Raw genomic sequence first — 17,661 nt, forward strand, 5'->3', positions numbered from 1 at the left:
ATGCCAAAAATGAATTGTAGTCATTCAACTATGGCCAATATCGATGGAACTCCCCCTCTCCCGCCTCGATCTCAATCTGCTCACCGTGTTCGACATGCTGATGCAGGAGCACAACGTCACCCGTGCCGCCGAGCGGCTGCACCTCTCCCAGTCCACCGTCAGCCATGCGCTGGGGCGGTTGCGCCAGGCGCTGGATGATCCGCTGTTCGTCATGAGCCGGCGGGAGATGATGCCGACCGAGCGCGCCAAGGCACTGGCCGGGCCGGTGCGTCAGGCGTTGGCCATGCTGGAGCAGGGCCTGCGCCAGGCGAAGGGGTTCGATCCCGCCACGGCGCAGCGGGTGTTTCGCATCGCCACCCCGGGCTCGGTGGAGCACGGCCTGGTGCCGGTGCTGGTGGAACGCATGGTGCAGCAGGCGCCCTCCTGCCGGCTGGAGGTGTGCGAGCTGGCAGACAGCGACTATGAGCGGGAGCTGGAGAAGGGGGAGCTGGATCTGGTGATCGGCTTTGCCGACGCCAATCATCTCTCCCCCCGGTTGTGGCGCGAATCCTGGTTCAACAATCCCCTGGTCTGCCTGTCACCGCTCGGCAGCGCGCTGCCGGATGCGCTGGGGCCCGCCGAGCTGGTGAGCCGCCCCCACATCCACACCTCCAGCTGGGGCCACAGCCAGGCCATGGTGGATCTCTGGCTGGCCAGGTTCGGGGTGGCGCGGGAACTGGGGGTGAGGCTGCCGAGCTTTATGGCGGTGCCGCAGCTGATGGCGACTGGCCGTTACCTGGTGGTGGTGCCCGAGATGATAGGGCGCCACTTCTGCCGCCACTATCCGCTGCGGCTGCACCAGCTGGAGCCCGCCATCCCCATCGTCTATCTGATGGCGGGCCACCCCCTCAGCGCCCACGACGAGGCGATCGGCTGGTTCAAGGGCCTGCTGCATCGGCTCGCCTTCGAGCGCTATGGCGAGGCCGCGCTGGGCACCCCGGCTCAGCGCAACCCGGCGAAGTAATCCAGCCCCATGGCTCCCTTCACCTCCGCCAGCACCTCGTCGGTGAGGACGCGGGCCTGCAGCGTCCCCCGATGCAGCAACGCCAGCAGCTGGCCCTTGTCGGCGCAGGCCGCCTGGCGCCGCGCCCGCATGGGGGCGAGCAGGCTCTGCAGGCAGTCATCCAGCACCTGCTTGCAGCGCATGTCACCCAGCCCGCCGCGCCGGTAGTGCGCCTTCATCTCGGCTACCAGCGCCTTGTCGGGGTGGAAGGCGTCCAGATAGGCGAACACCGTATTGCCTTCCACCTGACCCGGATCACTCAGCCTGAGATGGTTGGGGTCGGTATACATGGCATAAACCGCCCGTTTTATCTCGTCCGCCGACATGCCGAGCTCTATGGTGTTGCCGAGGGATTTGGACATCTTGGCCTTGCCGTCGATGCCGGGCAGGCGGCCGGTGTCGCTCAGGATGGGCTGGCACTCGGTCAGCACCTCTTTGCCCACCAGGCCGTTGAAGCGGCGCACTATCTCGTTGGTCTGCTCCAGCATGGGCAGTTGATCCTCGCCCACCGGCACATGGGTGGCGCGAAACGCCGTGATGTCGGCGGCCTGGCTGACCGGGTAGGTTAGAAAACCCGCCGGCAGGCTACGTTCGAACCCTTTTTGCTGGATCTCCGCCTTGACGGTGGGGTTGCGCTCCAGCCGGGCGACGCTGACCAGGTTGAGGTAGTAGCAGGTGAGTTCGGCGAGGGCGGGCAGGGCGCTCTGCAGGCAGAAGGTGGTCTTGGCGGGATCGAGGCCAGCGGCCAGGTAGTCGGCCATCACCTCCAGCACGTTGTCGGTGACCTTGGTCGGGTTGTGGCCGTTGTCGGTCAGCGCCTGCAGATCGGCGATCATCACGAATTGGCGGTAGTGGTGCTGGGCCTCCACGCGCTGGCGCAGGGAGCCGACGTAGTGGCCTATGTGCAGTCTGCCGGTGGGACGGTCGCCGGTCAGTATGATGGGGTTGTGCATGTCACTCTCTCCAGTGGGGTGGGCCGGGAGGCGACAAAGGGATAAAAACAATGACCGCCTCTCGGCGGTCACGGTGTTTTCTTTGGGAAATCTTACATAGAAAAGCAGTGCCGCCTGTTTATGGGCAGCACCACCAGTAGTTGTGATTGAACGAGGTCATATTCATGGCCAATCAAGCTACGCTCGTTTGCTCACTTCTGCAAGGGCACGACCAGCAGATCGCAGGGCACAGTGTTCATCAGCTGACGGGCGCTGGAGGTGAGCAGGCTCCAGAAGCTCTGGCGATGACCGCACACCAGCAGGTCTATCTGGTAATCCTTGACCGCCTGGTTGACCCGTTCGCTCAGATCGCCGCAGATCACCAGCTTCTTCTCGATGGGGTAGTCCACCGAGGCGAGGAAGGCCTCCAGCTTCTCCTTCGCCTCGGCGATCACCTGATCCTGCACGTTGTCGATGTCGATATCTATCATCTCGGTGTAGAGATCCTTGAGGTCCACGTCGACGTGGATCACCGACAACTTGGCGCCGTTGGAGCGGGCCCGGTCGACCGCCTTCTCGATCACCTTGCGGTTATCTTCCGACAGGTCGATCGCGGCCAGTACGTGTTTGTAATAGGTTCCACTCATGGGAGTTCTCCTCACTGATCCTGAGTTAACTATACCAATGTCTGATGAAACTAAAACGGCGGCGTCGCCACAGTTTCGGGATTTGAATGGATTTGTCGCACGCCTATGTTGCCGCCCTTTATGAAAAGTCGCGCATATATTGAGCAGGAATTTGAAGCAGGTCACAGCCGGCGAAGAGGGAGGGGAATAGGATGTGCCCGTGCTTCGCAATGAACACAAAACAATAAAAAGCATCTGAATACCGCTTTGGGGAGCCTGGTGCTCCCTCTTGTTTTTCTGCGCCCTTCTGTGCCCAATCCCCCCCTGACATCAAGGTAATCTGCCGTCTCATGGCTATGCTGTAGCCAGTTCCCTCGGAGATCCACTCATGATCATTCAACCCCAGATCCAGGGCTGCGTCGCCCGCAATTGCCACCCCATCGGTTGTCGCGCCGCCGTCGCGCAGCAGATCGCCAGCGTCAAGGCGGCTGGCCCCTTCAACGGGCCCAAGCGGGTGCTGGTGCTGGGGGCCTCGTCCGGTTTCGGGCTGGCCTCCCGCATCGCGCTGGCCTTCGGTGCCGGCGCCGACACCATAGGCGTCTCGTTCGAGCGGGGGCCGTCCGACAAGGGGATCGGCAGCGCGGGCTGGTACAACAACATCTGGTTTCGCCAGGCGGCGGAGCAGGAGGGGCACATCGCCGTCAACCTGATCGGGGATGCCTTCTCGGACGCCATGCGCCAGCAGGCCATCGCCAGCATCCGCCAGCAGCTGGGACAGGTGGATCTGGTGGTCTATTCCCTGGCGAGCGGCATCCGGCTGCTGGCCGATGGCACCCAGGTGCGCTCCGTGCTCAAGACCACGGGCCAGCCATTCAGTGGCTGGGGGCTGGATCTGGAGCACGACAGTCTGGTGCAGCAATCCCTGGCACCCGCCACCCCGGAGGAGATCCGCGATACCGTCACAGTGATGGGGGGCGAAGATTGGCAGCTCTGGCTGCAGGCGCTGCAGCAGGCCGATTGCCTCGCCCCCGGCGTCCAGACGGTGGCCTACTCCTACATAGGTCCGGAGTCCACCTATCCCCTCTACCGGGATGGCACCATCGGCTACGCCAAGGAGCACCTGCACGCCACCGCCGAGGCCATCAACCTGCAGCTGGCGGCGCTCGGCGGCCACGCCTGGGTGTCGGTGTGCAAGGCGCTGGTGACCAAGGCGAGTGCCTATATTCCTGTGCTGCCGGTCTACCTCGGTCTGCTGATGGGGGTGATGAAGGAGCGCGGGGTGCACGAGGGTTGCATCGAACAGATGCAGCGGCTGTTCGCCAGCAAGATGTACGGGCCGCGCGGGGTGGTAGCCGATGGCAACCGGCTGATCCGGATGGATGACCACGAGCTGGATCCGGCCATTCAGGCGGCGGTCTCTGCGCTCTGGTCCAAGGTGACGCCGGATAACTTCCACGCCCTCGGGGACTTTGCCGGGCTGCGGCGAGACTTCATGCAGCTCAATGGCTTCGAGCTGGCCGAAGTCGACTACGGGGCGCCGGTCAACGAGTCTGCGCTGACCGAGCTGACGCCCTGAGCGCCGTCAGCGTCAGGCGACGCTGCTGGTCAGTGGGGACGGCTGGTCGGGGGAGGGGGCCAGTATGCTCTGGTTGCGCCCCTGGCGTTTGGCCTGATACATGGCCATGTCGGCTCTGTGGATCAGCTGATGCAGGCTGTCATCGGCGGGGGAGCGCTCCGCCACCCCTATGCTGATGGTCATGCGCGGGGCATCGAGCTGCTCTATCCTGTGCCGCAGCCGCTCGGCATGGTGCCGGCAGGTGGCGCCGTCCTGCGACATGGCCACCAGAAACTCCTCACCTCCCCAGCGCCCGATCTGTTGCAGATCGGGCGCCCAGTGTTTCAGCTCCTGTGCCAGCCGCTGGATCGCCAGATCGCCGGTCTGGTGGCCGTGGCGATCGTTGATCTGCTTGAAGTGATCTATGTCGATGATGAGCAGGGTCAGCGGCTCGTTCAGTTGCCACTGCTGCGACAACCGCTCCAGCAGGGCGCGCCTGTTCGGCAGCCCGGTCAGTTGATCGAAAGTGGCGAGCCGGTAGAGATGGCGTGAGTTGCGGTGCAGCCGGTGAGTGGTCAACCCGAGCAGGATCAGGGCGCCGGGCAGCAGCGCGACCAGCAGCAGCTGGTAGTTGCGGGCGCTCTGTTGATACAGCAGTTGCTGGCGCCTGCGTTCGTTCTCCTGTTGCAGCGCCCGGTTGCTGGCCTCGCTGCGCGCCAGCTCCATCTCGGCCTGGAACGCGCTGGCATGCTGGCTCAGGGTCTGGTTGAAGTGCTGTTTGTAGTCGTGCATGTATTCGCGCATCACCCTATAGGCCTCGGGATAGCGTCCCAGATCGGCCAGCAGCCTGGCCTGCAGCGCCTTGCCGTCTATGGTGATCGGGCTGGCCTGGGCCGTCAGCAGTTGCAATGCCAGCTGCTTCTCCCCACGGCCCTGCAGCGTCCTGGCCCGGGTCTCGGTCAGGCGGGAGCCCGCCTGCGGGTAGCCGAGCCGCTGATAGATGGCCTGCGCCTCGTCCAGGCTGCGCCAGGCGGCGTGCCATTTTTCCTGCGCATTGAGGGCCATGGCCTGATAGCCGAGTACGATGGCGCGATAGTCCGGCGCCAGATCCGGGGTCGCCAGCAGGCCGTCGAGCAATTGGCTCGCCTGGATGGGGCGATCCATGTCGATATAGAGCCGCGCCATGTTGGCCCTGATGATGGCCTGGCTGTTGGGCTCGTCCAGTTGCACCATCTGCTGCAGCGCGTCCCGGTAATAGCCTTCGGCCTCCTGATAAAGGCTGAGGTCGGCATAGAGGTTGCCAAGGGTCATCATCAGCCGGGCGAATTGCAGCCCGGCAAGGGGACTGGCGGGGATCTGCTGCTTGAGCCGGAAGGCGGTCTTGAGTTCGGCGATGGCCTCTTTCAGGCGCTGGGTCCGATAGAGGGCGAGTCCGTTCAGGGCGTGCCACTCCGACTCCTGGGCCGGATGACCCCTGACACTGGATTGGAGTTGGCTCAGCAGGCGGAGGGCCTGCTGCGGCGCCTCTGTGTCCAGGGTGAGCGCCACCTGTTGCAACCGGAAGTCCAGCAGGCGCAGCGTCTCCTGGCGGGCGGTGGCCAGCCCGCGGGCGCGGGCGTTGTCGAGCAGGGCCTCGGGGTAGTACCCGAGGGCCGCCTTGGCCAGGGATCTCGCGTGAAACAGCTCCATGTCTGGCCGCGGCTTGGCATTGAGGCGCTGCAGATAGCCGGCGGGATCGCGCGCCGCCTGCAATTCAGCCTCTTCCAACAGGGGAGCGGCCTGCAACTGGGTCATCCAGAGCAGTGCCAGTGCCATCACCAATCTCATTGCATCTTCTTCCTGACCGTTGGCGCCATCATAGAGGCTGGGTCCGGGTACACCATCTTTCTTTGCTTATCCATGCCTGTATGGGGGTCAGGATGAGAGGGACTATGGTCACAACTGCGATACCCGACCCATGCGGATGGTTGATTCGTGGTACAACAGTGGCGACAATTGTGACCAAATCACCGTGGAGAATCATCATGTTGGCCCAAGCCATGATCGAGAAGTTGAACGAGCAGATAAATCTTGAATTCTATTCCTCCAATCTCTACCTGCAGATGAGCGCCTGGTGTGAGGACAAGGGCTTCGAAGGGGCGGCAAACTTCCTGCGCCAGCACGCCGTTGAGGAGCGCCAGCACATGGAGCGCCTGTTCACCTACGTGAGCGAGACAGGTGCCATGCCGATACTGGGCGCGATCGAGGCACCTCCCCACGAGTTCAACTCGCTCGGCGACATCTTCCGCACCACCCTGGAGCACGAATACCACATCACCAAGTGCATCAACGGCCTGGCCCACGTGGCCTTCACCACCCAGGACTACTCCACCTTCAACTTCCTGCAGTGGTATGTGGCCGAGCAGCACGAGGAAGAGAAGCTGTTCAAGAGCATCGTCGACCGCCTGTCACTGGTGGGCGAGGATGGCAAGGGCCTCTACTTCATCGACAAGGAGCTGTCCGAGCTGGCCAAGGGTGCACCCGCCAGCGTCATGGACGGCAACGCCTGATAGTCGTGGACACTTAGTGTTCAGCCAGTACAATAACGGCCCTTTTACGGGCCGTTTTCTATTGGTTCTGGCATGAGATTTCTGCCAGATACCATGACGGTTCTTTCTGTTTATGGGCCCTTTTGGCCGCCGAGCGAATAAGGCAGTGATGATGCAAGTGGATGTGGTGGTGATCGGGGCCGGTGCGGCCGGTTTGATGTGTGCGGCCCAGGCGGGATATCGGGGTCGCTCGGTGCTGCTGCTCGACAACGCCAAGAAACCGGGCCGCAAGATCCTGATCAGCGGCGGCGGCCGCTGCAACTTCACCAACCATCAGGCTGGCCCCCACGCCTTCCTCTCGGGTAACCCGCACTTCTGCAAGTCGGCGCTGGCGCGCTACACCCAGCAGGATTTCATCGAGCTGGTGGACAGGCACGGGGTGAATTACCACGAACGTACCCTGGGGCAGCTCTTCTGTCTCGAGAGCGCGAAAGAGATCGTCGATGCGCTGCTCACCGAGTGCGACTGGGCCGGGGTGACCCTGCAGTGCCAGACCGAGATCCTGAGCGTCAGCAAGACCGATGACGGCTTCCTGCTCGAGACCAGCAAGGGCGAGATCGGTTGCCAGTCTCTGGTGGTGGCGACCGGTGGCCTCTCCATGCCGAAACTCGGCGCCACCCCCTACGGCTTCAAGCTGGCGGAGCAGTTCGGCCTCAATGTGCTGCCCACCCGCGCCGGGCTGGTGCCCTTCACCCTGCATCAGGCAGAGAAGGAGGCGTTTGCCGACTTGGCCGGGGTCAGCCTGCCGGTGGCGGTGACCGCCGAGGATGGTACCTGCTTCAAGGAGGCCATGCTGTTCACCCACCGCGGTCTCTCCGGCCCGGCCATACTGCAGATCTCCTCCTTCTGGCTGGCGGGGGAGAAGATCCACATAAACCTGCTGCCTGAGCTGGATATCCCGGCGGCCCTCAAGGCCTGGGCGCAGGCCCACCCGGCCCAGGAGCTGAAGACGGTGCTCGGGCGCGAGCTGCCCAAACGCTTCGTCGACAAGCTGGTGGAGCTGGGGCAACTCAGCAACAAACCGATGCGCCAGTACAACGAACGGGAGCTGGAAGCCATCGCCACCCTGCTGGGGGACTGGCAGATCCTGCCGAACGGCACCGAGGGCTATCGTACCGCCGAAGTGACCTTAGGCGGGGTCGATACCAACGAGCTCTCCTCCAAGACCATGGAGGCGCGCAAGGTGCCCGGTCTCTACTTCGTCGGCGAGGTGGTGGACGTGACCGGCTGGCTCGGTGGCTACAACTTCCAGTGGGCCTGGTCCTCCGGCTGGGTGGCCGGTCAGTACTGCTGACGAGCACGCCAGATCGAAGCTCCGGCACCATAGTGCCGCATCGAACGGCCTGATGGTGTCGCCTCTGCACGCCTCAGGCCGTTTTCACACTGATATCATCTTCGGAGCGGCCTGCTCCCTCCCTTCCACTATTTGGCCCTCGAGCGCCATCCCGCACAGCAGACTCCTTCTCCTGCACCCATGATGGGTCGCATCTATCTTTCCGTTCGCGCTAGCCAGAGCGGACGCCAGCGGGCCGATCAGCCCTTCCTGATCGTCGGCAACAACACCGTCAGCAGCCCGATCAGCGGCAGGTAGGCGCACACCTGGTACACGGTTTCGATGCTGGTCGCGTCGGCCAGCTGGCCCAGCAGGGCGGCGCCTATGCCCCCCATGCCGAAGGCGAAGCCGAAGAACAGGCCTGAGATGGTGCCGACCTTGCCGGGGACCAGCTCCTGGGCATAGACCAGGATGGCGGAGAAGGCGGAGGCCAGGATCAGGCCGATGATCACCGAAAGCACCGAGGTCCAGAACAGGTCGACATGGGGCAGCAGCAGAGTGAAGGGGGCGACGCCGAGGATGGAGATCCAGATCACCCGCTTGCGGCCGATGCGGTCACCGACAGGCCCGCCGAGCACAGTGCCCGCCGCGACGGCGAAGAGGAAGGCGAACAGATGGAACTGAGCGCTGTCCAGGGAGAGGCTGAACTTGTCCATCAGGTAGAAGGTGTAATAGCTGCTCAGGCTGGTCATGTAGAAGAACTTGGAGAACATCAGCAGGCCGAGGATGGCCAGGGACCAGCCGATCTGGCGGCGGCTCAGGCCGTTGCCGGCATGGGCCTTCATCCGCTTGTGGAAGTTGGCGGCGTGATGGCTGGACCAGCGGCCGACGAAGCTGAGTACCACCACGCCGATCAGCGCGAACAGCGAGAACCAGGCCGCGCTGCCTTGTCCTTGCGGCACTATGATCAGCGCGGCGAGCAGCGGACCTATGGCCGACCCCAGGTTGCCGCCGATCTGGAACAGCGATTGGGCCAGCCCGGGCTGGCTACCGGCCGCCATGCGGGCGACCCGCGAAGATTCCGGGTGGAAGACAGACGAGCCTATGCCGATCAGCATCGCCGACAGCAGCACGGCGCCAAAGCTGTCCGCCTGGGACAACGAGAGCAGGCCGAGCAGCGTGAAGCCCATGCCGAGCGGCAGCGAATAAGGCATGGGCCTGCGGTCGGTGTAGAGGCCGATCAGCGGTTGCAGCAGCGAGCCCGTGAACTGGTAGGTGAGGGTGATGAGGCCTATCTGGGCGAACGACAGGTTGAGCCCTAGCTTCAACAGCGGGTAGATGGCCAGCAGCACCGACTGCATCATGTCGTTCAACAGGTGCGAGAAGCTGATCGCGGCAATCACCGGGTAAGTGGTGGTATTCAGGGCATCGGCCGAGGGCTGCGCGGTGAGAGGGGCATCGGTGCTGAGGGTCTTTTCCATGAGGTAGTGTTTCTGCTGTCCTGGGTATCGCTCTAACATGCCCGATCCTGGCCCGTCTGGACATAGCAAAAATGAATGGAATGAACGCCTACCTCCACTTTGTCGGCGAGGGGGCGACAGCCTGGCTCGCGCCCATGGTGCGGCTGCCGGGCCTATGACCGATCATCACCCTGTTGTGGCGCACTTGTGCTTTGCTGGCGGAGGCTTAGTATAGGACGGTCGTACTTTAATCATCTGGGAAGGACCCCGGTTGACCGGGCCCCTTCGCGCATCGGGGGAGTATATGTTTGAAAGTCTTGGGGTTATCAACGTCTGGACCTATCTGATCGGGCTGTTCTTCATCATCATAGCGCCGGGCCCCAACTCCATTTATGTGCTGCGCACCGGCGCCACCCGTGGCATAGGCCCAGGTTATCGGGCGGCCCTCGGGGTCTTCGTCGGCGACGCCATCCTCATCTTCTGTGCCTATCTGGGGGTGGCCTCCCTCATTCGCACCACCCCGCTGCTGTTTACCCTGGTGCGCTATCTCGGCGCCATCTACCTGCTCTATCTGGGGATCAGGATCCTCCATGCGAACTTCGTCGCCAAACAGGGGGCGGTACACGGCGAGTCGGTGCAGGGGGAAAACTACTTCGGCAAGGCGCTGACCCTGAGCCTCACCAACCCCAAGGCGATCCTGTTCTACGTCTCCTTCTTCGTGCAGTTCATCGACTTCAACTATGCCCACACCTGGCTCTCCTACCTGGTACTGGCCGGCATGCTGGAGGCCATGAGCTTCGTCTATCTGACCCTGTTGATCTTCGGCGGCACCCTGATGGCGCGCTTCTTCGCACGCAAGGTACGCCTCGCCAGGCTGGGCAACGGTCTGATCGGCCTCTTCTTCATGGGCTTCGCCGCGCGCCTGGCGACCATCTCCTCCTGATCCCGTCCTGCGGCCGCGCTCATCTTGCAAGATGAGCGCGGCCGGCCATTCTGCATCCCTATGCTCCCTTGGGCGCCCGCCTGAGGTAAACTAGCGCGCCCCAGAGGGGAGGCCGGTGCGGGATGCCGCTCACCAGCCTGATAATGCCCCGGCCCGATCGGCGTCAGCCGCCCGGGGACTGATACATTTATAGTGCGCCCCTCGTGGCCATTGGTCGGAGGGCCCATGCTCGAAAATCAGATGATGTTGTTGGCGGTGTTTGAACGGGCGGCCCTGATGCTGATGACCCTGTTCTTCCTGACCCGCACCCGCCCGTTCCAGCGCCTGTTCCAGAAGCGGGATCACACCCCGGCCGAGCTGGTGCTGGTCGCGGCCATCTTCGGTCTGTTCGCGGTGTTCAGCACCTACACCGGCATCCAGGTGGAGGGGGCGCTGATCAACGTGCGGATCATCGCCATCATCTCGGGCGGCATCCTGTTCGGCCCCTGGGTCGGTATCCCGGCCGGGGTCATCTCCGGCCTGCATCGTTACCTCATCGACATGGATGGCAACACCTCAATCCCTTGCCTCATCGCCAGCATCATCGCCGGCCTGCTGGCCACCTGGATCCACCTCAACTGCCGCAAGTCCCGGCTCTGGCTGTACGGCATACTGGCGGGCATGTTGTGCGAGGGGCTGACCATGCTGCTGATCTGGCTGCTGACCGAACCCCATGAGGTGGGGGTGGAGATCGTCAGCCACATCGCCTACCCGATGATCGCCGGGGCGCTCTGCATCGGCCTCATCATCAAGCTGGTGCAGGATCTGGATGACGAGAAGGAGTTGATCGCCGCCAAGCAGGCCAAGCTGGCCCTCGACATCGCCAACAAGACGCTGCCGTTTTTCCAGAAGGTCGATCGTCACTCCCTCGGTCAGGTGTGTGGCGTCATCTGCAACGAGATCCATGCCGATGCGGTGGCCATCACCGACACCCGCGACGTGCTGGCCTATGTGGGGGTGGGCAAGGATTACTACGAGCTGGATGAGCACCACGCCATCAGTGACATGACCCAGCGGGCCGTGCTGCTGGATCAGATCATCATCAACAACGATCTGCGCCAGTATCACCTGTCCGACTTCCACTCGGTCATCATCATCCCGCTGCGGGAGAATGGCGCCGTCAGCGGCACCCTCAAGATCTATTACCGCCGCACCCACCGCATCACCAGCTCGTTGCGGGAGATGGCGGTGGGTCTCTCCCAGCTCATCTCCACCCAGATGGAGGTGTCGCGCATCGAGCAGCTCAAGGAGATGACCCGCAAGGCGGAGTTCACCGCGCTGCAGAGCAAGATCAATCCCCACTTCCTGTTCAACGCCCTCAATGCCATCTCGTCGCTGATCCGCATCCGCCCCCAGCAGGCGCGCCAGCTCATCGCCAACCTGGCGGACTACCTGCGCTACAACCTCAACAAGGGGGACGAGCTGATCGACATCCAGGAGGAGCTGCAGCAGGTGCGCGACTACGTGGCCATCGAGCAGGCCCGCTTCGGCGACAAGCTGGAGGTGGTGTTCGAGGTGGACGATGTACACATCCAGGTGCCCTGCCTGCTGCTGCAACCGCTGGTGGAGAACGCCATCCTGCACGGCATCCAGCCCCGCAGCGCCCCGGGGCGGGTCACCATAGAGGTGAGGCAACTGGCGGGCGGCATCCGGGTGGCGGTGCGTGACACCGGTTATGGCATCAGCCAGGCGGTGATCGACGGGGTGGCCGCCGGCCGGGTGGAGAGCCGCAGCATAGGCCTGATGAACGTGCATCAGCGCGTCAAACTCTTGTACGGGGACGGGTTGCAGCTCAGGCGGCTGGAACCCGGCACCGAAGTCTGTTTCTATCTGCCGGATCCGGAGGCAATGCCATGCTGAACGCCATCATAGTGAAAGGCGAGTACTTGGCTCGAGAGGCGCCGGCCTGCCTGTCTCGTCATCCGGAGGCCATAACATGTTGAGAGCCATTATTGTTGAAGATGAATACCTGGCCCGGGAGGAGCTGATCTACCTGGTGAACCAGCACAGCCAGATAGAGATAGTGGCGAGTTTCGAGGATGGGCTGGAGGCGTTCAAATACCTGCAGGATCACGAGGTGGACGTGGTGTTTCTGGATATCCAGATCCCCTCCATCGACGGCCTGCTGCTGGCCAAGAACCTGCACAAGTCGAGCCACCCGCCCCACATAGTGTTCGTCACCGCCTACAAGGAGTTTGCGGTGGAGGCGTTCGAGCTGGAGGCGTTCGACTATATCCTCAAGCCCTACAACGAGCCGCGCATCATCAACCTGCTGCAAAAACTCGAGCACGCCGGCAAGCTGAAACCGAGCCAGGCCGCCGAGGCGGGCGAGGGGAGTGGCAGCCAGAACCGCACCGTCAATCTGGTGAAGGGGGAGCGCATCATAGTCACCCCCTGCGAGCAGATCTACTACGCGGAGGCGGACGAGAAGCTGACCTATGTCTACACCCGCACCGATCGCTATGTGATGGCCATGACCATCAGCGAGTTTGTCGGTCGGCTGCCGGCCGAGGGCTTCTTTCGCTGCCACCGATCCTACTGCGTCAACATCAACAAGATCCGCGAGATAGTGCCCTGGTTCAACAGCACCTATCTCATCCGGCTCCATGATCTGCCGTTCGAGGTACCGGTCAGCCGCAGCAACATCAAGGCGTTCCGTCAGCTGATGCGGCTTTAATTGTCATTCATTCCCGCCGATCTGCATTTCATGCCTTAATCCGTCGGCACTGGGTGCGTCTTGCCTATAGTGGGCTCAATTTCCCGAGTCCACCGCCCGAGACACACCATGACCAAAGAGATGAACCGCACCCGGTACCTGACCCTGATAGGTACCATCATCACCCAGTTCGCCCTGGGGTCCGTCTATACCTGGAGCCTGTTCAACGCCCAGCTCTCCGACAAGCTGGATGAGCCGGTCAGCCAGGTGGCCTTCGCCTTCGGTCTGCTCAGCCTGTCGCTGGCGGTCGCCTCCTCCCTGGCGGGCAAGCTGCAGGAGCGGTTCGGGGTGCGCAACGTCACCCTCGGGGCCGGCGTGCTGCTCGGCATCGGCTTCTTCCTCACCGCCCATGCCAGCAACCTGGCCATGCTCTATCTCTGCGCCGGCATCCTGGTGGGCTTCGCCGACGGCACCGGCTACCTGATGACGCTCTCCAACTGCGTGAAGTGGTTCCCGGAGCGCAAGGGGCTGATCTCCGCCTGCTCCATCGGCGCCTATGGCCTCGGCAGCCTCGGCTTCAAATACATCAACCTGCTGCTGCTCTCCAGCTCGGGTCTGGAGGCGACCTTCCAGCTGTGGGGCCTGATCGCCATGTCCATGGTGCTGGTGGGCGGCATGCTGATGAAGGATGCCCCTCAACAGGCCGCGTCCTCCCAGCAGACCGAGAGCCGTGACTTCACCCTGGCCGAGGCCATGCGCAAGCCGCAGTACTGGATGCTGGCGCTGATGTTCCTCACCGCCTGCATGAGCGGCCTCTATGTCATCGGGGTGGCCAAGGACATCGGTGAGAACATGGTGGGTCTGTCTACCGCGGTGGCGGCCAATGCGGTGGCGGTGATCGCCATGGCCAACCTGGGCGGCCGGCTGGTGCTGGGCATCCTCTCCGACAAGATGTCCCGCATCCGGGTCATCACCATAGCCCAGCTGATCACCCTGTGCGGTATGGGGCTGCTGCTGTTCGTGCCGCTCAACGCCAACCTGTTCTTCGTGGCGGTGGCCTGCGTGGCCTTCAGCTTCGGCGGCACCATCACCGTCTACCCTTCCCTGGTGAGCGACTTCTTCGGGCTCAACAACCTGACCAAGAACTACGGTGTCATATACCTGGGCTTCGGGCTGGGCAGCATCATCGGCTCCATCGTCGCCTCCCTGTTTGGCGGCTTCATGGCGACCTTCAACCTGATCCTGGTATTGCTGGTGGTGGCCCTGGTGCTCTCCCTCACCATCCGCCTGCCGGCGCCCAAGGCCAGCTACGCCGACTGAGCCTGAAGCTATTGATAAATCTAACAAACCGGTGCCCATGGGCGCCGGTTTTTGTTTTTGCTAGCAAAAGACGTATGGATGGCTAAATCGCTATACTCTTACGTCCCCCTTTCCTATAATCCCCCCGCTTTGGCGCATCATGCTTAATAGGGAATCCGGTGAGAATCCGGAGCTGGCGCGCAGCGGTAAGGGGGAACGAAGCGACATCAGGGCACTGCCGTCAGGTGGGAAGCCGTCGCCGTAGGCCATCAGCCCCCCAGCCCGAAGACCTGCCAAAGTTCGTATTTCGAGCCGAGAGAAACCGGTCACGGAGTAGATGCTTACGCGAACTTAAGGATCTGTAATGTCCAAGAAACTATTGGTGGCTGCCCTGTTGCCAACGGCGGCCTTCGCCCAGACTTCCCTGCCTGCCAATGAGACCATGGTGGTGACCGCCAACCGGGTGGAGCAACCCATCAGCTCGGTGCTGGCGCCCATTGTGGTGATCGATCGCGCCGAGATCGACGCCCGCCAGGTGCAGAGCCTGCCGGATCTGCTGAAGACCCTGCCGGGGGTGCAGATCACCACCCTGGGTGGACGGGGGCACATGAGCAGCCTGTTCATCCGCGGTACCAACTCCAACCACTCGCTGGTGCTGGTCAATGGCCGCCCCATCGCCGCCATGGTGGCCGGTACGCCAGATCTCAGCCAGATCCCGCTCGGCAACATCGAACGCGTCGAGTATATCCGCGGCCCGCGAGCGGCGGTCTACGGCGCGGATGCCATAGGTGGCGTCATCAACCTCATCACCAAGACCTCCGCCAAGAATGGCAGCGAGACCCACCTGAAGGGGGGGGTTGGCAGCAACGGCTATGGCCAGGGTCAGCTGCGTACCGTGCAGGCACTCGGCCAGCAGACCGACATGAATATGATGATCGGCTACGAACGCGCCGATGGTTTCGACGTGGTGGCCGGTGCCCAGCAGCCGGATCGGGACGGCTTCGACAGCCTGAACGGCCAGCTCGGGCTGAACCATGCCTTCAACGATGCCTGGAGCGCCGACTTCAACGCCCAGGGCTACGACAACCAGACCGAGATGGATGATCCCTATCAGGCGGCGGATCAGAGCCGGGTGCAGGCCTTTCAGTATGATGGTGCGCTCAAGTATCAGGCCGACCACTTCAATAGCCGGCTCGAGGCCAGTTATGGTGAGAACAAGCTGAAGAGCTGGCTGGAGAGCCAGGGGGAGTCGAGTGCCGAGCCCATTCATACCGGCCTGACCCGCTTCTCCTGGATCAACAGCTGGAGCGGCATCGAGGGGCTGCTGCTGACCGGGGGGGCCGACTGGCAGCAGGAGCAGCTGAAATCCGACTCTCGCAGCTACGGCAAGTCGTTCGATGCACCGGATCGCGACAACACCGGGCTGTTTGCCGTCGGCAGCTATCGCTGGCAGGCGCTGCAGTTCGAGCTGTCCGGCCGTACCGATGACAACGAGCAGTACGGTCGTCACAACACCTGGTCTGCCGCCAGCGGTCTGGACATAGATGACAATCACAATGTCCGGTTGAGCTACGGCACCGGCTTCAAGGCGCCGACCTTCCTCGACCTCTATTACCCAGGTTACGAGAACCCGGATCTGAAGCCGGAAGAGAGCAAGAACCTGGAGCTGGACTTCTCCGGCCGCTACACCGCCTGGGACTGGTCCGTGAACCTGTATCGCAACCAGATCCAGAACCTGATCGCCTGCCAGAGCGCCTTCTCCACCTGCAAGCCGGACAACACGGATGCGGAGATCCGTGGCGTGGAACTGGCGCTGGGTCTGGAGACCGGTCCGCTTCATCATGACCTGAGCTTCGATTACACCAAGACCGAAGACAAGAATGACGGCGACCAGCCGCTGCTGCGCCGCGCCAAGCAGAAGGCCAGCTGGCTGACCCAGGTACAGCTGGGCCCGGTCGATCTGTCGACCGAGCTGCTCTATGTGGGCAAGCGGGATGACAAGGACTTCAGCAGCTTCCCGGCAGAGCGGGTGGTGTTGAGCTCCTATACCCTGGTCAACCTGGGCGCCAGCTACGGGGTGACCCCTGCGCTCACCCTGGGCGGCCGCATCGACAACCTGTTCGATCGCGACTATGTCCCGGCCTATGGCTATGCCTCACCGGGCACCGAGTTCAAGCTGACGGCCGACTACCGTCTCTGATCCGTCGCTCTGCTTATATAGAGAGGAAAAAGCGAGGCCCCGCCATGTGCGGGGCCTTTTCTATTGGCCGCCGGCGGGAGTATGATCGCCGCCTCGCATCCAAGGGGGAGCCCAGGTGGCCAATATTCTAGTGTTCGATTCAGGCATGGGCGGTTTGACCGTCTATCGCGAGATCCGTCGCACCTTGCCGGCGCACAACTATTTCTACTGTTTCGACAATGCCAACTTCCCCTATGGCGAACTGAGCGAGCCGGATCTGATCGCGGCCTGTGGTCGCCTGATCACGCAGATGGTGGCCGAGCAGGCCATCGATCTGGTGGTGATCGCCTGCAACACCGCCAGCACCATAGCCCTGCCATCCTTGCGCGCCGCCCTGACTATTCCGGTGGTGGGCGTGGTACCGGCCATCAAGCCGGCGGCTGCCCTGACCCGCAATGGTTGCATCGGGCTGCTGGCCACCCCGGGCACCGTCAGTCGTGCCTACACCCATCAACTCATCGCCCAGTTTGCGCCGGACAAACGGGTGCTGCTCAAGGGAGCGACCGAGCTGGTGATCGAGGCCGAACACAAGCTGGCCGGTCGGCCGGTCAATATGGCGCTGTTGCGAGAGGTGTTGGCGGACTGGATAGAAGGGGAGCCGAGGCCGGATACGCTGGTGCTGGGCTGCACCCACTTCCCGCTGCTCGATGACGAGATCCGGCAACTGATGCCGGACTGCCAGCTGGTGGATTCGGGCAGCGCGGTGGCGAGGCGAGTGGCCAATCTGCTGGCAACCACCACTTCTGCCACATCTGCCAGCGCGCAGGCCAGAGCCTATTGCACTCGGCTGGACTGTGAGGCCCAAAAACTGACAGCCCCCTTGCAAGCATGGGGGCTGTCATCACTCGAAGAGGTAGAGTACTGAGTTATCAGGCGTCGACGTCGCTGCCTTCCCGCTCATCCCTGTCCCGCTTGTCGTTGGCTTCGCGAACCTTGAGGGTGCGTTGCTGATACTCCTTGTCATTGAGCGCGGTGATCGCCTTGGCCGCATCGGCGGCAGGCATCTCCA

15 protein-coding genes and 1 riboswitch (1 of these 16 running past the window's edge) are annotated in these 17,661 nt (G+C 62.8%); of the genes, 10 read left to right on the plus strand and 5 right to left on the minus strand.

The features are described from left to right. Positions 1–43 precede the first annotated feature (43 nt). The gene (locus EL255_RS00235; RefSeq protein ID WP_042651539.1) at positions 44–1,003 is read left to right on the plus strand and encodes a LysR family transcriptional regulator; all 960 of its coding nucleotides are present in this window, start codon (positions 44–46) and stop codon (positions 1,001–1,003) included. Here the strand turns inward: EL255_RS00235 and trpS are convergent. Together trpS and EL255_RS00245 are read right to left on the minus strand one after the other, a co-directional pair. Beyond that, positions 982–1,995, minus strand: a complete 1,014-nt coding sequence (gene trpS, locus EL255_RS00240) for a tryptophan--tRNA ligase (protein WP_042651538.1) — start codon at positions 1,993–1,995, stop codon at positions 982–984. The two genes, EL255_RS00235 and trpS, sit on opposite strands and share 22 nt — an antisense overlap. A gap of 191 nt (positions 1,996–2,186) precedes the next feature. Continuing rightward, a complete protein-coding gene (locus EL255_RS00245; protein WP_042651537.1) occupies positions 2,187–2,621 on the minus strand; it encodes a universal stress protein in 435 nt (144 codons plus the stop codon). A gap of 367 nt (positions 2,622–2,988) precedes the next feature. Here EL255_RS00245 and fabV point away from each other — a divergent pair, with 367 nt between their 5' ends. Continuing rightward, a complete protein-coding gene (gene fabV / locus EL255_RS00250) occupies positions 2,989–4,176 on the plus strand; it encodes an enoyl-ACP reductase FabV (RefSeq protein WP_042651535.1) in 1,188 nt (395 codons plus the stop codon). Between the two features lie 12 nt (positions 4,177–4,188). Here fabV and EL255_RS00255 read toward each other — a convergent pair whose 3' ends face one another. Continuing rightward, entirely contained in the window at positions 4,189–5,970 is a 1,782-nt protein-coding gene (locus tag EL255_RS00255) for a diguanylate cyclase domain-containing protein (RefSeq protein WP_042651534.1), read from the minus strand. A 209-nt stretch (positions 5,971–6,179) separates the two neighbouring features. On the opposite strand from EL255_RS00255, the gene ftnA reads away from it, so the two are divergent. Both ftnA and EL255_RS00265 read left to right on the plus strand, forming a co-directional pair. Continuing rightward, on the plus strand, positions 6,180–6,704 hold the full coding sequence (gene ftnA / locus EL255_RS00260) for a non-heme ferritin (RefSeq protein ID WP_042651533.1): 525 nt from the start codon (positions 6,180–6,182) through the stop codon (positions 6,702–6,704). A 148-nt stretch (positions 6,705–6,852) separates the two neighbouring features. Continuing rightward, entirely contained in the window at positions 6,853–8,037 is a 1,185-nt protein-coding gene (locus tag EL255_RS00265) for a BaiN/RdsA family NAD(P)/FAD-dependent oxidoreductase (RefSeq protein ID WP_042651532.1), read from the plus strand. 239 nt (positions 8,038–8,276) lie between these two features. Here EL255_RS00265 and EL255_RS00270 read toward each other — a convergent pair whose 3' ends face one another. After that, the gene (locus EL255_RS00270) at positions 8,277–9,497 is read right to left on the minus strand and encodes an MFS transporter (protein ID WP_042651531.1); all 1,221 of its coding nucleotides are present in this window, start codon (positions 9,495–9,497) and stop codon (positions 8,277–8,279) included. Between the two features lie 283 nt (positions 9,498–9,780). On the opposite strand from EL255_RS00270, the gene leuE reads away from it, so the two are divergent. The 6 genes from leuE to murI all read left to right on the plus strand — a co-directional run bounded on the left by leuE (position 9,781) and on the right by murI (position 17,517). Continuing rightward, the gene (leuE, locus tag EL255_RS00275; protein WP_042651530.1) at positions 9,781–10,419 is read left to right on the plus strand and encodes a leucine efflux protein LeuE; all 639 of its coding nucleotides are present in this window, start codon (positions 9,781–9,783) and stop codon (positions 10,417–10,419) included. 225 nt (positions 10,420–10,644) lie between these two features. After that, positions 10,645–12,318 (plus strand): sensor histidine kinase, encoded by a 1,674-nt coding sequence (locus tag EL255_RS00280; protein ID WP_042651529.1) that lies wholly within the window; start codon positions 10,645–10,647, stop codon positions 12,316–12,318. Positions 12,319–12,394: 76 nt separating this feature from the next. Further along, positions 12,395–13,135, plus strand: a complete 741-nt coding sequence (locus EL255_RS00285) for a LytR/AlgR family response regulator transcription factor (protein WP_042651528.1) — start codon at positions 12,395–12,397, stop codon at positions 13,133–13,135. A 108-nt stretch (positions 13,136–13,243) separates the two neighbouring features. After that, a complete protein-coding gene (locus tag EL255_RS00290; protein WP_042651527.1) occupies positions 13,244–14,434 on the plus strand; it encodes an L-lactate MFS transporter in 1,191 nt (396 codons plus the stop codon). A gap of 113 nt (positions 14,435–14,547) precedes the next feature. Beyond that, positions 14,548–14,725, plus strand: a riboswitch (cobalamin riboswitch). A 52-nt stretch (positions 14,726–14,777) separates the two neighbouring features. Then, the gene (locus EL255_RS00295) at positions 14,778–16,613 is read left to right on the plus strand and encodes a TonB-dependent receptor domain-containing protein (protein WP_042651526.1); all 1,836 of its coding nucleotides are present in this window, start codon (positions 14,778–14,780) and stop codon (positions 16,611–16,613) included. A gap of 115 nt (positions 16,614–16,728) precedes the next feature. Then, positions 16,729–17,517 (plus strand): glutamate racemase, encoded by a 789-nt coding sequence (gene murI / locus EL255_RS00300; protein WP_042651525.1) that lies wholly within the window; start codon positions 16,729–16,731, stop codon positions 17,515–17,517. A gap of 4 nt (positions 17,518–17,521) precedes the next feature. Here murI and EL255_RS00305 read toward each other — a convergent pair whose 3' ends face one another. Next, positions 17,522–17,661, minus strand: the final stretch of a protein-coding gene (locus EL255_RS00305) for an RNA recognition motif domain-containing protein (protein WP_042651524.1). The gene runs 352 nt beyond the window's last position; only the last 140 of its 492 coding nucleotides appear in the window; its start codon lies off the right edge, out of view; it ends in the stop codon at positions 17,522–17,524.

Source organism: Aeromonas encheleia (assembly GCF_900637545.1).
Classification (GTDB): Bacteria; Pseudomonadota; Gammaproteobacteria; order Enterobacterales; family Aeromonadaceae; genus Aeromonas; species Aeromonas encheleia.